This window comes from Agrobacterium bohemicum (assembly GCF_001562555.1).
GTDB classification, from domain to species: Bacteria; Pseudomonadota; Alphaproteobacteria; order Rhizobiales; family Rhizobiaceae; genus Agrobacterium; species Agrobacterium bohemicum.
Map to the genome: position 1 here is coordinate 23183 of NZ_KQ961026.1, position 14840 is coordinate 38022.

A 14840-nucleotide genomic window follows, 5' to 3' on the forward strand; every position below is an offset into this window, starting at 1 on the left:
CGTTATATCGGGAAGAGGCTGGTCAGCGGAATATGCGGTTTAACGATAGGTGACTTCAGCACGACGAAGCTGAAATATTTGTCGACACCGATATTTAAATCTATCAGTCGTTCCATTGTAGCCTGATACTCGCCGATGCTGGCGGTGACGAATTTCAGCAGATAATCGTAACCTCCAGACACGAGATGGCATTCGATGACGGAATCCAGTTTTTCCACGGCTGCGAGAAAGCGGGCAAAATCAATCTGGCGATGATTCTTCAAGGTTACTTCGGTGAAGACGGTAAGGGTTTGACCAAGTTTGACGATATTGATCTGCGCCGAATAGCTGGTGATGAAGCCTTCCGCTTGCAATTTCTTGACGCGCATGAGGCAGGGGCTGGGTGACAGGCTTACAAGTTCTGCCAGCTCGACATTGGTGATGCGACCGTTCTTCTGGAGTTCATGGAGAATCTTGATATCGATCCGGTCAAGTTTCATTTTGACACCATCCTGTTACGAAACAACTGAGCAGCATAATATGCGGCGTGGCAAGTTGCACAAGCTAAACCGCCCGCATTTTTCTTGCAGAAAAACGCCGAAAGTGTTTTTGGCAGAATGATGCGACACGGCGCAGGGCTACAGAATAAAATGCTACTCAAGCCACCTCTTGCGGCAGGTGCGAAACGGCGAGACTGCTAGAATGACTCATCTGTAGGAGAACGCAATGCCCGCACCGCTTTACCGGATAGAAACCTCATCCCAATTGCCCAAGGACGCCGACGCTGTCGTGATCGGCGGCGGCGTGGCCGGGGTATTTTCCGCCTACTATCTGGCACAGCGCGGACTGAAGGTGGCGCTGATCGAGAAGGGCCTCATCGGGGCCGAACAGAGCAGCCGAAATTGGGGCTGGTGCAGACAGCAGAACCGCGATGCTCGCGAATTACCGATGTCCACGCATAGCCTGGCCCTGTGGGAACGTTTCGCACAGGACAGCGGAGAAGAGACAGGCTTTCGCCGGTGCGGGTTGCTCTATCTCAGCAACAATGAAGCCGAACTCGAAGGCTGGGCGCGCTGGCGTGATTTTGCCCGCACAGCCGGTGTGACCACACATATGCTGAGTGCGGATGAGGCAAGGGAGCGTGGACGCGCCACCAACAGGGATTGGAAGGGTGGCGTGTTTTCGCCCACAGACGGTATCGCCGATCCATCACGGGCAGCACCCGTCGTGGCGCGTGCGATCATCAAGCTCGGCGGAACCGTGCACCAGATGTGTGCCGCGCGTGGTCTGGAATTGCAGGGGGGCAAAGTTTCAGGCGTCGTCACCGAACATGGAACGATCACAACCAAAACAGTGGTGCTGGCGGGCGGTGCATGGGCGTCGTCCTTGTGCCACCAACTCGGCATCCGGTTTCCCCAAGCCGCCATTCGTTCATCTATTTTATCGGTGACTCCAGGCGCACAAGGTCTGCCTGATGCTTTACACACGGCAGAGGTTTCCATCACCAGCCGGGGCGATGGCGGCTACACGCTGGCGATCAGCGGCCGGGCTCGCGTCGATCCCACACCGCAACAGCTTCGCTTCTCCCGTGAGTTCGTGCCGATGTTCCTCAAACGCCGAAAAAGCCTGGCACTTGGTGGGCTGGAAGGCTGGAAGGCCGGTCATGAGACCCTGAAAAAATGGCGCATGGACGCCATAACCCCAATGGAGAAGAACCGCATTCTCGATCCCAAACCCGACCAGGCGCAAATAGACGAAACCTTTCGCCGGGCGCAGGATTTGCTGCCGGAACTGCGGAAGACGACAATTGCCAATGCCTGGGCCGGTTTTATCGACAGCACGCCGGATGGTGTGCCAGCCATAGGCGAGGTCGAAACCGTTCCGGGTCTCATTTTGGCCGCCGGTTTCAGTGGACACGGCTTTGGCATCGGCCCGGGTGCCGGCCATCTGGTGGCCGATATTGTCACCGGGGCACGACCGCTTGTCGACCCGGTCCCATACCGCCCAGCCCGCCTTAACACATCCGTCTGGGGCAAGGTCGCGGAGTTTTGAGTTCGGTGCTCATGGCATCAAATCGAATGAATGATGGCGACTCAAACCATTGCCCCCTCGGCCTAGATTGCAAAACCGGTTCGGGTGGCACGAGGGCATTGGGTGCAAAAATGTCCTTATTGTGCGAAGCCGTGTGACCCTTTTCGCGGCCACAGACTTCAAAAGGACGGAATTTGCTAGGCATCCTCGACCCATGCGCCGATCGGAAGCGGACGAACCGGTCCCTGCTCACGCAAGCGGCCCACCTCGCAAGCTCTGACACCCGCTTGAGCGGCTATGAGCTCAGCACCAGCAATCTGACAGAACCGTCCTTGGCATCTCCCCATCCCGACCCGTGATAGAGATTTTACGCGGTTAACCTCCGAACCTCCATAAATGACATTCTCGCGCAGCTGCCCAGCGGTGATTCCCTCGCAGCGACATACAATTGTTTCATCTGGTACGGCCCGAACCATATCACGCGGCCATGGAAAGGCCCGAGCCATGCCCCGTGCAAAGCGCTCATAACGACCCAGCAGGCTGACATCGCGTGCCGTGCCAGGCGCAGCCACGCCCATGTCGATAAGACATCCGGTTGCGGCAAGTCTGCCGGCGATCTCTGCCCCGTCTGCGCCGAGTATTTTCAACCCATCGCCGGCAAGATACAGCCCGTTGCCCGCTCTGCCCATTCGGTCAGCGCGCGGGATCCACTGAGCCCAATCGTGGTCGTAATCGAAACTGCAACCCGCAAGTCCGGCCAGATGTGTTTCCGAACGCAGGTGCCAGCCAAGCCCGACCATATCGCACGCGGTGTAGCGTGTCTCACCGGAAATGTTCTTCCAGCGAACGCCAGTCGGCCCATTTGCGTCACTGACGATCTCCTCCAACCGCACGCCCAAATGGTAGAGACGACCCAGCTTCGCACGCAAGAATAAACCGCGCAGCACCACGCGGGGTCTGGCAAGCATTCCCCATAATCCAGAGAGTTGGGTGGTCAAGCTCGACGTATCGAGAACGGCGCGAATATTTGCTCCGGCCATCAGCAATTGTGCCGCGACAAGGGTCAACAAGGGACCCGAGCCCGCGAGAACAATTTCACGGCCGAGAGCAACACCCTGCGACTTCAGCGCAATTTGCGCAGCGCCAAGGCTGTAGACGCCTGGCGCCTGCCACCCCGGAACCGGCGCCACCCGGTCCATCGCTCCGGTCGCCAGAATGAGACGATCATAGGCAAACTCCCGTCGTCCGGCTGGCGTCAGGACGTAGAGAATGTTTTGCGCGACCGCCAGGACCGAGCATTGTGGATGATAATCCAGCTTCCCCGATGCGACCAACTGATCAAACACGCCATGAAGATCGACAGCCTTGCGAGCCTCCGATCCGTAAAGCTTTTCAGGCGGACGCTGAAAGCCATCTGGAGGACGCCGATAGATTTGCCCCCCAGATTTAAGACCCTCGTCAATGATGACAGGCGTTACGCCTGCAGCGACCAAGGTTTCGGCGGCCCGCATGCCGGCAGGCCCCGCACCCACAATCACTACTCTTTCTTCGCTTTTCATCGTCATTGCCATTCCTCCGGTGCGTCTGTTTTCAGACCCATTCCTTCAGCAATAAACGTGGTGCATGCCCGTAACCGGCTTCCATCTTCCTGCCATACCCAACAATCCTGGCAGGTACCCATCAAGCAGAATCCAGCACGCGACTCTGGGCCAAATTCAGAGCGCCGCAGGGCTTTTTCCGAAAGCAGGATAGCCGTCAGCACCGTATCACCGCTCAGAGCCTCGCATTCGGTACCATTGAGCCGGAAGCGGATGGGCGGCCTGCCCTGCTCGGCAAGCCTGACGATCCGGCCGGTATCAGTCGCTTTTGGCCATTTCCGGATCATTCGGCCGCCTCTTTGACAGGCCGCGTGAGTATCGGCATTCCAGGAAACCGCACCCGCACCTCTGCCAGCGCTTGAGCCACCCCGTCTTGCCCCGCTCTTCCCTTCATACGGCGAAATATCTCGGTCTTGATGAAAAACCGCCAATGAATTGGAAGAGCCGCCAGGGTGTCCGTCAACAGTGCATATGCATCCGGCGTCCACTGCGCCTCATAGCCTTCGCGCTCGGGACCGTAGTGAAAATGTGCGCTGGATTTCGTCCGTGACGCTCTGAGCTTAGCGGTAAGAGCCTCGTTGATCTCACCATTCTGGATAACGACGCCGTAGTCCCTTTCGGCGGCCTCCAGGGAAACGTAGCCGCGGTCGACGTCCTGCAAGACCCGCCAGGCTTCCCGCTCCATCGGATTCCCGCGACCACCTCCGCCTGCCGAACGGATTGCCAGAACGTCACCTGGCTGAAGAACCGCAGTGTCTATATTTCCGAGGCGATGATGGTCCTCGCCGCCTGGATTGACGACCATATCGGACAGGCCTGCGGCCTTTCCACCCAGCACGCCCCATGGACGGAAGAAGCTGCGGTCGCGGTTTCGCGCCGTGATGCGGCTGCCGGGAGCGAATACCCGGAACGCGAGTTCGGTTGCCAGTCCACCGCGCCACCGTCCTGCGCCACCACTGTCGATCGCGAGCCCATACCTGACAAACTCGATCGGAACTTCAGTCTCGGTAATCTCAATCGGTGTATTTTTCAGATAGGCGGCATCCGCGCCCGATCCATTGGTGCCGTCGCGATGGGGCATGCCCCCGCCGCCGCCGACAACAGGATTGACCGCCGCAATAATTGTGCGGCCGTTGCGCTCATCAGTGGTCATGACATTGACGATGCAGTTATTGCCCGCAGGCGCTGCCGGAAGGAGATGAGGTACCACTTGAGAGAAGGCACCGAAGATGACGGAACGTAGACGTGCGCATGTCAGCGAACGCATACCGACGGCTGCGGGCGACACCGGATTGAGAACGCTACCCTCCGGGGTTATGCAGGTGAAGGGGCGCGTCAGGCCTGTGTTGAGAAGGATTTTCGGGTTGAGCGTGTAAAGGACATAATAGACGCCAACCAGAAGGATCGTGTGCCGCGGATCACCACCGGAGGGAACATTGAGGGAAGAGCCGAGCTGTGGATCTGACCCGGTAAAATCAAGAATGGCGTCGCCACCTGTGATCGTCAGTCTCAGTTTCAGGCGGCACGGGTTTGCCTCTACGCTGTCTTCATCGGCATAGTCGACAAACTCCCATGTCCCGTCAGGCATCGAACGCAGAATATCGCGCGCTTGGGCCTCAGCGTGGTCAAGCAGCACCTCTGCGCCTTCCAGAAACGCCTCCTTACCAAATTTTTCCACCATGGCGAGGATCTTGCGCTCCCCCGTATTGAGCGCGCCCACAAGCGCCTTGATATCCCCAATGTTGAGATCGGGCTTGCGCACATTGGTGGTCATGATCCGGAGGATATTCTCGTCAAACACTCCCTCGTTGACCAACTTCATCGGCGGAAAGCGGATCCCTTCCTGATGTATTTCCGTTAGCGCACGCGATAGCGAAGCTGGCACTGCGCCGCCCATATCCGTGTTATGGATATGGCCTCCGGTCCAGGCGATGATCTCCCCTTCGAAAAAGACCGGCTTCCAAAGATGTGTATCCGGCGCGTGGGTGGCGACGAAGCACGAATAGGGATCGTTGGTGAAGGCCACATCGCCGGGCTTGTAATCGGCGATCATGTCGATCGCGCGGGTGTAGGTAAGACCGGGATACCAGGTTGCGCCGAGCCCGAGCGGAACACCGAACGTCTCGCCTCTGCGGTTGACGAGCATCACCGTGAAGTCTTCCGTCTCCTTGACGAAGGCGGAATGGGCCGTACGTTGCAGCGTATAGGCCATGTTTTCAGCGGCAGCCCGCGTGTGGTTTGCAAATACCTGGAGGTTCAATGGATCGAGCATTATCTGTTACTCCGGAAATGTCAGATGCATATTCAGATGACGGTCGATCTCGACCAAGGTCCCGGCGGGAATGGCGAAGGTCGTATCTTCCTGGGCCACCACGGCCGGACCGTTGAAGCATCCGCCGGGCCGAAGCAGATCGCGGCGGTACAGCCCGATCTGTTCGACCGTTTTGCCGGTAAACACCGAAATGGTCCGGTCCGGTTGCGGGATCACCGCAGGTTCTTCCGCTTGAATAGGAAACTCGAGTACTGGGCCAGCGCCAATTGCCGCCAAGCGCAGATTGACAATTTCGATAGCACCGTCCGGATCGTGAAAATCGTAAATCCGCGCATGCATGGCATGGAACGCCTGCTCCATCGCGTCGATCCTACCCTGAGCGATCCATTCCCACTCCAGTGGAACCTCGATCTCGAAACTCTGTCCGACATAACGCATGTCAGCTGAGATGTTCAGGTCGGCCGGGCCGGTCTGCCCCTGTTTTTGAAGCCAGGCCTTACCCTCCTTGGCAAGTCCTTCCAGCGTGTCTCGCAAAAGCGAAGCCACCGAGCTATCAAGATGCGTAAAGACCGTTCGGATAAAATCTCCGCGCAGGTCCGCAACCAGACCGCCAAGCGCCGAGACAACGCCGGGGCGCCGCGGCCCGATGACCTTGGCCATGCGAAATTCACGCGCTAGGAATGCACCAAGCATAGGGCCGCCGCCGCCAAAAGGCATCAACGTGAAGTCGCGCAGATCGACACCAGCCCTGGAGGCGAGTTTTTCGACTTCGACGAACATCTCCGAAATGGCGATGTCGATTATCGCCTGGGCAGCTTCCTCGACCGAGCGACCGGTTTGGTCGGCAAGTATGGCGACGACAGCGCGGGCGGCATCGACGTCGATTTGCAGTTGCCCATACGCCATCTGGCTGTGCCCGAGCCAACCGCAAACGGCCATCGCATCGGTCACGGTAGCGCGTGCACCCCCGCGACCGTAACATGCCGGACCGGGTGTGGAGCCGGCCGATTCCGGCCCAACGCGCAGAATGCCATGGGAATCGATGCTTGCAATGGAGCCACCGCCGATGCCGATCGAACTTACCGAAACCGAAGGGACATGCAGTGGGAACTCACCGATCAGCTCGCCGGTACCAAATTGCGGCTCGCCATCGATGATCAGGGCAAAGTCCGCCGACGTGCCGCCGATATCAAGCGTCAGTATGTTTTTTTCACCGGCACGACGCGCAAGCCACGCAGCACCTATGACGCCTGACGCAGTCCCCGACAGGAGCATCTGCACGCATGAGCGCTTGCCTTCCGTCGCGTTCATGACGCCACCATTAGACTTGGTCAGCAGTGCGGGCGCCGTCACACCGTGTGCCACCAGCTTTTCCTCCAAAGCGGTCAGGTAACCCGAAACGCGAGGATGAACGTAGCCGTTGAGGATTGCCGTTGTCGTGCGTTCATATTCGCGAATGACTGGCCAAACCTCTGACGAAGCGAAAACAAAAAAATCCGGAGCGATCCGCTCTATTTCCGCCTTCACGGCTTCCTCCTGCGCACCGCCACGCCAGGAATGAAGGAATGAGATGATAATGCCGGATGCACCCTTCGACCGTGCGGACGATACCGCAGCGGCGACCGCCGTCATGTCCGGAGCTTGCGCTTCACTTCCATCCGCCCGCAGGCGCACCGGAATGCCGAAGATCATATCACGGGCAATTAGTTGTTCGGGTCGAGAGCAGAAGAGTGAATAGACGTCCGGCATGCGCAATCGCGCCAGTTCAATGACGTCTTCGAACCCCGCATTGGTAAAAAGGGCAAGCGCGGCACCGCGCCGCTGGATAACTGTGTTGATCCCAACGGTCGTTCCGTGGACGAAACGGGTGACACTTGCCGGATCAAGCCCTTCACGCTCAGCGAGTATGGTCAGCCCGGTCATGAGTTCCGCACCGGGCTCGTCGGGCGTTGTCAGCACCTTGAGTGACGCAACACGTCCCGATCGCGTTTCAAGGGCGCAAAAATCCATAAAGGTTCCGCCTATATCGACGCCGATCTTCCAGTTCTGCGCTTCTTTGATCTCCGTCACCGGTGCTGCGGCATTTGCCATGTCCATTCCCTCTCACATTGCTCGCCCCGAAGCTTGCATGGGAGACGTATCGCGGTCCAAGCGCGAAACGATTACCTCTCATAGGGTTTGGTTATGGGCTGCGTCGTAAGTGGTCATAGCCCTGACTTATGGGAGGTGGGCGATCTCGACTTTGACAAGCGTACTCGCGATTGCGAACGGTAACGCCACTTCGAAGATGGAGGACGAGATGGACGTGATCGTTTTGGGCGGCGGCTTGATGGGCTCCGCTGCTACCTATTTTTTGTCGCGTCGCGGATTGCGCGTCACCCTGATCGAGCGCAACAGGGTCGGCAGCGGTGCAACGGTCGCTTCTTTTGGCAACATCCGCCGTAGCGGGCGCTACCTGCCACAGCTTCCGCTGGCAAACAGGTCGCTTGAACTTTGGGCAAAGGCTGCAGAAATGCTGGGGCGTGACGTCGAGTTTCGCGCAACTGGTCATCTGCGACTGGTATTCAGCAAAAAGGGGCTCGCGGATATGCGCAGCTTCGCCCAGGATGCCCGCCCATGGGGTCTTGATCTCGACGAACTGACGCCAGCCGAGATACGGGCCCGTTTTCCCGGTCTGGGGCCAACCGCCATAGGCGCGTCCTACTCGCCAAAGGACGGCAGCGGAAATCCGCGCCTGATCGCACCAGCTTTCGCCGATGCGGCACGACGGCTGGGTGCCGACATCATCGAAGAGGCAAATGTCTCGGCGATCAGGAAGACGTCCAGCGGTTTCGAGGTCGACACGTCCAAAGGCTCTTACGGCACGCAATATCTGCTCAATGCGGCTGGCGTTTGGGGGGCCGCAATCGCAAAACAATTTGGTGAGCCGGTTCCTATCACGGCTCGGGGGCCGCAGATGGGGGTAACCGAACCACTCCCTCATCGGATCATTCCGGTTGTCGGCGTTTGGGGTCACGATCATGGTGGCGGCTACCTTCGGCAGGTTGAACGCGGCAATATCGTGTTCGGCGGTGGAGCAGAGCGCACTGATGTTTCCATAGACACCGGTCACGCATTCGCAGATCCTGCCCGCCTGCCTGGCCAGTTGCGGTCGCTCTTGCCAATTCTCCCCGCGCTCGCCAATGTCTCTGTGATCCGAACCTGGTCCGGATGTGAGGGCTATGTAGAAGATGGCCTTCCTGTTATGGGGGCCTCCTCCACGATGCCCGGGCTTTTCCATGCATTCGGTTTCAGCGGACACGGTTTTCAGCTTGGGCCAGGGGTTGGCGACGTGATGGCCGAAATCATCCATACCGGCAGGAGCGACGTTCCGTTACACGATTTTCGTCCCGGGCGCTTTCGTGCTGTCAAGCAAACACTAACGGAGAGTGCCGATTAATCCATGAACCGCGGAATCCGCAAAGGACGCCATAGCGGTCAGCGAATCTGCATCTCAAGTGCACTTCGAAGTGAAGCCATAAACGGCTTGAAGAAACGCGATGTCGGCCGGGCAGTATTCACCGAAACGGCGAGGTGCATATTGATGGCAGGGTAAAAGGGACGTGCCGTCAATCCCGGAAAGTCATTCCATCGAACCAGACCGTCGACCAAAGCGATGCCGAGCCCGCCGGAAACGAGCGGCATTGCACCGACCGACGATGATAGCTGGATTGCAAGGTCGCGGCTGTAGCCCGCTTCTCTGAATGCATTCTCGATCTGGGGGCCGATCGAGGAATTGTTGTCATACGATATCAGCGAGCGACCTTCCAGAACATCAGGCGTAACGCGGTCAAGCTTAACCAGTGGATCGTCCTCACGCATGACGGCCATCAACGGCACAACGCTCAGGATTTCCGAACGGATTGTTGGCGCCTGGATCGATGAAAGCGTCAATGCGAGATCAATGTCACCAATGATCAACTGCTCTGCAACTTCCTTTTTTGGCAGGGCCTGGAGATGGACCTTCACGGTCGGGTGATTTTGCCGAAACTCCAGCAGCGCTTGGGGAATGATCGAGTAGGTAATCGGTGGACTTGCACCGATGCGCAAGAGCCCGAGCTTGCGTTCGCGAATTGTGCGTGTCAGCTGCTTCAGCACTTCAAGCTCGCGAAAAATCCGATCCGCATCTTCGTAGATAAGATGAGCCTCCATCGTGGGGATCAACCGTCCACCGATCCGCTCGAATAACTTGTAACCAAGCTGGCTCTCGAGATGGTGAAGCACTTTACTCGCAGCGGGCTGGGAAACACCGAGCGAATTGGCGGCCGCGGTCACTGATCCATCGCGCATGATGGTGCGGAAAATTTCGAGTTGGCGGGCATTCATTGAAGGTACTCCGGGAAACAGCCTCACATAACCGAAGGCTTTCATCAAGCTGAATAGCCCGCGAGCTTCGTATACACTCTCAGGTTACGTTTTTGCTGCTTTTCGAACGTAACAGGTGACAGCCGGTCGCATCGCCGACGTCAAGCCAGGGTGAGCGGAAATTCGCAACGCGTATAATTTGATTTTCCATGTGATCGAACCGCATCACGCTGCGACCATGATGATCCGAAGCAGCATTTATCGACAGGAACCGGACAGTTGCTTGATGGTTATCAGAAGCAGAACATAACGTTTTAACGAGGCCGATACCCATGAGCATGCAGACTGAACATTTCATGGTGACTGAAAGCGAATGGGTGCCGAACAACCCAAATTTTCCTGTGATCGTCTACCGGCAGATTGAGATGGCCTCTAGCTCTCATGCCATTGAAACAATGTTCTCCTCAAACGGATGGACGGGCATCTGGCGCAATGGCGTGTTCGACTATCACCACTACCACAGCGGTGCGCATGAGGCTCTATGCATCGGGCGAGGCCACGCAAAGCTTCAGATCGGGGGACCTGATGGCCCCGTGGTGGATGTCGGCCAGGGGGATTGCGTGATATTGCCCGCCGGAACGGGGCACCGCAACATTGAGAGTTCGCCAGACTTTCAAGTGGTCGGCGCCTATCCTCCAGGCCAATGTGCCGATATCCAGCGCTCTTCTGCGACATCCCCTATGCTGGCCACAATAGAATCCTTGCCGAAACCGAACAGCGATCCCGTTCTTGGTGCGTCAGGTGGCTTGAATGATCTATGGCAGCCGACAAAGTTTGATACCACACAGCGATGATTGGCGAACAAACAAAAAGGTTTGCAAAGCGAGATGCTCTTCACCAAGATGCGCGATGGCCTGACGGAACAAATAACCACCAGGTTTGTTGTTTTCGACTACCCGAAATTGCTCATATGCGGTGCAAAATGGATCCTCGCGTTGCCAACGCTTCTCTTCCTCTGCTTTCGTCACATGATCTTCAAGAAATAGACCGGTTTCATACTGCCTGGTGTGAAGAGAACCACGTCAGCAAAACAGATGAGAGAGCGGTCGAGGTGGCATCAGCCTTGATCGACTGGTATGTGAAGAGCCCCTCCTATCGCCAGCGCGCCAAACTGGATCACCCGCCTGATGTCCCTGTCTCGCAGGAAATAGAGGCGCTGCTGGAAGACCTTGAACGAACGAAATAGGCGCTATAGCCACAAAAACCTGCATCACCACCATCGGAACAGACATCCGGCTCCTGCACGAGAATAAGGTGGCCATATTTCCTATCAGTGTAAAATTATTTCATTTGCAGCCGTATTCTTGGAAAATCTCTCCTCGCCGAGAGCGGGCCCTTTGTCTATTTTGCCGGAAACAGGGAGTCATCGATGTTTGCCAAAGCCATTACCAAAGTTATTTTCGGGGTTTCCATTTCGCTCGCAACACTGGCGAGCACTCAGGCTTTTGCAGACGCAACGCTGGATCGGATCAAGGGCCGGGGCAAGCTGACTGTGGGCGTTATTCTCTCGGGCGCGCCGTTTGGCTTTATCGATCCAAAGTCGCAGGAGCAAAAAGGCTACAATGTTGACCTGGCGAAAGCGCTGGCCGCAGATCTCGGTGTCGAGCTGGAGACAGTCACCGTAACACCGCCAAACCGCGTGCAGTTTCTGCAGCAGGGCAAAGTCGATATCCTTATCGCCAACATGCAGTACACCGAAGAACGCGCAAAAATCCTTGATTATGTGCCAACACCCTATGACCGTGCGGGTGGCGCTGCCGTTGTGCGCAAGGATAGCGGCCTGAAAGACTGGGCTGATCTCAAGGGCAAGCCGGTTTGCATTTCCCAGGGTTCGAATTACGCCCAGCCACTGGCGGAAGAATATGGAGCCATCGTAAAGGCTCTGCCAAGCCAGCCTGAATCGCTGCTGGCACTTCAGGGCGGCAACTGCGTTGCAGCCGTCCATGTCGGTGCGACCGTGGGCTTGCTGCTTGTTGACCGGGCCGACGAGTGGAAAGACTTTGCCATTCCGTTTCCGACAGAGTTGATCCCGTCCGACTCCGTGATCTGGCTGCGCAAGGACGAAAAAGACACCAAGACCGCTCTCGATGACGCTGTGAAGAAGCTTCACACATCAGGCAAACTGCTTGAGATGGCGAAGGAAAACCGCTTGCTCAATACCAAGTACCTCGAGGAAGAGAACAAGAAGCTTTCTGCCGTACAATGAGCGGAAGCCAGCGGTAAATCCTGATGAATGATGTAAATTTCACGAGCCTGTTCGTCGATCTGACGAGCAGGCTTGGTCTCAATTATGAATTTCTGGCGACGGGTTACGAGGCGCAAATCTGGCGAGATGGTTTCATCACCACGCTTTATCTTGTTGCCGTCACCATTCCCGTCAGTCTGGTTTTCGGATTGATTTTTGCAGCCTGCCTGACTTCAGGCAGGCTTTGGCTGTCTGCGCCGGTGCGTGCTTTCGTAGAACTCACGCGCAACACGCCGACACTTGTGCAACTCATGTTCAGCTTTCTCGTGCTCAACACATTTGTCTCCAACCTATTCGGTGGCGCACAGAACAATCCGCTGTCTCCTTTCTTCTGGGTGGTTGCCGTGGTTGGGCTGCATGTGGCCGCGTTGCATGCGGAAGCGATCCGTGGCGGCATCGAAGCGGTGCCCTCGTCTATGATTGAAGCCGCAAGAGGCATGGGGTTTAGCCAGTTCGAAATCCTGCGTTACGTGCAGATACCCCTCGCGTTCCGCGCCTCGTTGCCCGCCATCGTCAACGGGCTTATCAGCCTGGTCAAATCGACAACCGTGGGCAATGCCATTGCCGTCAGTGAAATCACCTATGCATCGATTATGGTTTGGACACAGCGCGACAACGTCGTTGAGCTGATGATTGTCCTTCTCGCCTTTTTCAGCCTGATCAATTTTCTGATCGCCCGCGCCGGTTCGTGGGTGGAGCGAAAGCTGGCCGTTCCGGGATATGGGTTATCAGCATGACACAGAACCATGCACCCAAGAAAAGCAGCCGTATTCTGCGTTATGCCGGCTTTTTTGCCATGCCGCTGCTGGTCGTTGTCTGGTCCCTTATTGACCTGACTCTGGGCAAGGAACTGGTGATGTGGCTGCCCTATCTTGCTTCCGGCTTTTCGATGAATATCGTGATCACGCTCTGTGCGATCACAATCGGCACGACGGCAGGTGTTTTGCTCGGCCTCATGCAACTGGCGCCCTACTGGTTCATTCGCTGGCCGGCTGCCATCTACGTTCAGATTTTTCGCAACGCACCGGCGCTCGTTCTGATCTTTGCGACCACCTATATCTTTCCCTTTGAGATCGTGGTGTTCGGCAATTATCTGGCGTTTCCGGACTGGATCAAGGCCGTGATCGGCCTTGCCATTCTTGCCAGCGCTTACATAGCCGAAATCACCCGGGGTGCCGTGCTCTCCATACCGACGACGCAGTGGGAAGCGGCCAAGGGGCTTGGCTTTTCCCGCAAGCAGTCGTTGCGCTTCGTCATTCTGCCGCAATGTGTGCGCCGCTCACTGCCGCCATGGATGAATGTCGCTTCTTCGATTGCCATGGGCACATCGCTTGCATCCCTGGTGGGCGTCCACGAATTGATGCATGCGGCAACCGATGCCAGCACAGCGGTGCGCAGACTTGATTTCACCATTATCGCCTATGTTGTTGTCATGGCTGCGTTTTTCACGCTCTGCTACCCGATATCCCGGCTTACCCGCCGCCTCGAACAGCGTTTCAACGCGGGCTGAAGGATTTTGACGATGACTACATCCACAGATACCGCGATCGTGAAACTGGAAGACGTTCACCTGTCTTTCGGTAACACGCAGGTGCTCAAGGGCATTGATCTCACCGTCAACAAAGGTGATGCCGTTTCTATCATAGGCCCCTCAGGCTCCGGCAAATCAACCCTGCTGCGTTGTATCAACGCGCTGGCCATGCCGCAAAGCGGTCGGATCACCGTGGCGGGCACACGGGTAGACACGCTGACGAAAGAAAGCGAGCGCATTGAACTGCGCAAGCGGGTCGGCATCGTGTTCCAGCAGTATAATCTGTTTCCGCATCTGACCGTTCTCGACAATATCGTGCTTGCGCCGACGCGCATTCTGGGTGCCGACCGTACCGCAACCGAGAAACTTGCGCGTGAATTGCTGGAGAAAGTCCGGCTGTCTGAAAAGGCGGATGCCTATCCCGGCCAGCTTTCCGGCGGCCAACAGCAGCGTGTGGCAATCGCACGCGCATTGGCCATGAAGCCGGAACTCGTGTTGTTTGACGAGGTGACATCGGCGCTCGACCCTGAAACGGTGGGCGAGGTTCTGTGGGTCATCCGTGACCTCATCCGCGATGGCATGACCAGCATCCTCGTTACCCACGAAATGCGTTTTGCCGAAGAAATCAGCGACACGGTGGTGTTTACGGAAAACGGCCGCGTCGTTGCTCATGGTTCGCCGAAGGAGATTTTTCACGATTCCGACAATTCCCGTATCCGACAATTCGTCGGCGGCTTGTCCGGCGCCCGTGCCTCAGTGCGTGACGGCGAAGGTATCTGA

At 57.1% G+C, this 14840-nt stretch carries 14 protein-coding genes; 8 read left to right on the plus strand and 6 right to left on the minus strand.

Features of this window, described 5'->3' with window-relative positions:
• Positions 1-2 precede the first annotated feature (2 nt).
• On the minus strand, positions 3-479 hold the full coding sequence (locus ATO67_RS07595) for an Lrp/AsnC family transcriptional regulator (RefSeq protein WP_067646358.1): 477 nt from the start codon (positions 477-479) through the stop codon (positions 3-5).
• A 226-nt stretch (positions 480-705) separates the two neighbouring features.
• Between ATO67_RS07595 and ATO67_RS07600 the strand changes: the two genes are divergently transcribed.
• The gene (locus tag ATO67_RS07600; RefSeq protein ID WP_067646361.1) at positions 706-2031 is read left to right on the plus strand and encodes an NAD(P)/FAD-dependent oxidoreductase; all 1326 of its coding nucleotides are present in this window, start codon (positions 706-708) and stop codon (positions 2029-2031) included.
• Positions 2032-2207: 176 nt separating this feature from the next.
• Here the strand turns inward: ATO67_RS07600 and ATO67_RS07605 are convergent, their stop codons facing one another.
• Genes ATO67_RS07605 through ATO67_RS07620 form a run of 4 tightly spaced genes read right to left on the minus strand, consistent with a single transcriptional unit; the run spans position 2208 to position 7971 of the window.
• The gene (locus ATO67_RS07605; RefSeq protein ID WP_067646364.1) at positions 2208-3575 is read right to left on the minus strand and encodes an FAD/NAD(P)-dependent oxidoreductase; all 1368 of its coding nucleotides are present in this window, start codon (positions 3573-3575) and stop codon (positions 2208-2210) included.
• Positions 3572-3895 (minus strand): (2Fe-2S)-binding protein, encoded by a 324-nt coding sequence (locus ATO67_RS07610; RefSeq protein WP_067646367.1) that lies wholly within the window; start codon positions 3893-3895, stop codon positions 3572-3574. The genes ATO67_RS07605 and ATO67_RS07610 overlap by 4 nt, the downstream gene beginning before the upstream one ends.
• Positions 3892-5880 (minus strand): hydantoinase B/oxoprolinase family protein, encoded by a 1989-nt coding sequence (locus ATO67_RS07615; protein WP_067646370.1) that lies wholly within the window; start codon positions 5878-5880, stop codon positions 3892-3894. The genes ATO67_RS07610 and ATO67_RS07615 overlap by 4 nt, the downstream gene beginning before the upstream one ends.
• A gap of 6 nt (positions 5881-5886) precedes the next feature.
• Positions 5887-7971, minus strand: coding sequence for a hydantoinase/oxoprolinase family protein (locus ATO67_RS07620; protein ID WP_067647267.1), 2085 nt, complete (start codon positions 7969-7971; stop codon positions 5887-5889).
• Positions 7972-8179: 208 nt separating this feature from the next.
• Here ATO67_RS07620 and ATO67_RS07625 point away from each other — a divergent pair, with 208 nt between their 5' ends.
• Positions 8180-9319, plus strand: a complete 1140-nt coding sequence (locus ATO67_RS07625) for an NAD(P)/FAD-dependent oxidoreductase (protein ID WP_067646373.1) — start codon at positions 8180-8182, stop codon at positions 9317-9319.
• A gap of 38 nt (positions 9320-9357) precedes the next feature.
• Here the strand turns inward: ATO67_RS07625 and ATO67_RS07630 are convergent, their stop codons facing one another.
• Entirely contained in the window at positions 9358-10245 is an 888-nt protein-coding gene (locus ATO67_RS07630) for a LysR family transcriptional regulator (protein ID WP_082760196.1), read from the minus strand.
• Between the two features lie 317 nt (positions 10246-10562).
• Here ATO67_RS07630 and ATO67_RS07640 point away from each other — a divergent pair, with 317 nt between their 5' ends.
• From ATO67_RS07640 to ATO67_RS07660, 6 genes are all read left to right on the plus strand, one after another.
• The gene (locus ATO67_RS07640; RefSeq protein ID WP_067647270.1) at positions 10563-11078 is read left to right on the plus strand and encodes a cupin domain-containing protein; all 516 of its coding nucleotides are present in this window, start codon (positions 10563-10565) and stop codon (positions 11076-11078) included.
• A 257-nt stretch (positions 11079-11335) separates the two neighbouring features.
• Positions 11336-11470 (plus strand): hypothetical protein, encoded by a 135-nt coding sequence (locus tag ATO67_RS23710; protein WP_280940017.1) that lies wholly within the window; start codon positions 11336-11338, stop codon positions 11468-11470.
• Positions 11471-11653: 183 nt separating this feature from the next.
• Positions 11654-12490, plus strand: a complete 837-nt coding sequence (locus ATO67_RS07645; protein ID WP_067646381.1) for a transporter substrate-binding domain-containing protein — start codon at positions 11654-11656, stop codon at positions 12488-12490.
• Between the two features lie 23 nt (positions 12491-12513).
• On the plus strand, positions 12514-13266 hold the full coding sequence (locus tag ATO67_RS07650; RefSeq protein ID WP_067646386.1) for an amino acid ABC transporter permease: 753 nt from the start codon (positions 12514-12516) through the stop codon (positions 13264-13266).
• A 59-nt stretch (positions 13267-13325) separates the two neighbouring features.
• A complete protein-coding gene (locus tag ATO67_RS07655) occupies positions 13326-14039 on the plus strand; it encodes an amino acid ABC transporter permease (RefSeq protein WP_425352192.1) in 714 nt (237 codons plus the stop codon).
• Positions 14040-14051: 12 nt separating this feature from the next.
• Complete coding sequence (locus ATO67_RS07660) at positions 14052-14840, plus strand: amino acid ABC transporter ATP-binding protein (RefSeq protein ID WP_067646392.1); 789 nt, start codon at positions 14052-14054, stop codon at positions 14838-14840.

Coding starts and splice junctions, on each gene's coding strand:
- ATO67_RS07645 (WP_067646381.1), top strand. CDS start 11,654: ATGTTTGCCAAAGCCATTACCAAAGTTATTTTCGGGGTTTCCATTTCG.
- ATO67_RS07660 (WP_067646392.1), top strand. CDS start 14,052: ATGACTACATCCACAGATACCGCGATCGTGAAACTGGAAGACGTTCAC.
- ATO67_RS07630 (WP_082760196.1), bottom strand. CDS start 10,245: ATGAATGCCCGCCAACTCGAAATTTTCCGCACCATCATGCGCGATGGA.
- ATO67_RS07595 (WP_067646358.1), bottom strand. CDS start 479: ATGAAACTTGACCGGATCGATATCAAGATTCTCCATGAACTCCAGAAG.
- ATO67_RS07610 (WP_067646367.1), bottom strand. CDS start 3,895: ATGATCCGGAAATGGCCAAAAGCGACTGATACCGGCCGGATCGTCAGG.
- ATO67_RS07605 (WP_067646364.1), bottom strand. CDS start 3,575: ATGACGATGAAAAGCGAAGAAAGAGTAGTGATTGTGGGTGCGGGGCCT.
- ATO67_RS07655 (WP_425352192.1), top strand. CDS start 13,326: ATGCCGCTGCTGGTCGTTGTCTGGTCCCTTATTGACCTGACTCTGGGC.
- ATO67_RS07620 (WP_067647267.1), bottom strand. CDS start 7,971: ATGGCAAATGCCGCAGCACCGGTGACGGAGATCAAAGAAGCGCAGAAC.
- ATO67_RS07615 (WP_067646370.1), bottom strand. CDS start 5,880: ATGCTCGATCCATTGAACCTCCAGGTATTTGCAAACCACACGCGGGCT.
- ATO67_RS07640 (WP_067647270.1), top strand. CDS start 10,563: ATGCAGACTGAACATTTCATGGTGACTGAAAGCGAATGGGTGCCGAAC.
- ATO67_RS07625 (WP_067646373.1), top strand. CDS start 8,180: ATGGACGTGATCGTTTTGGGCGGCGGCTTGATGGGCTCCGCTGCTACC.
- ATO67_RS07600 (WP_067646361.1), top strand. CDS start 706: ATGCCCGCACCGCTTTACCGGATAGAAACCTCATCCCAATTGCCCAAG.
- ATO67_RS07650 (WP_067646386.1), top strand. CDS start 12,514: ATGAATGATGTAAATTTCACGAGCCTGTTCGTCGATCTGACGAGCAGG.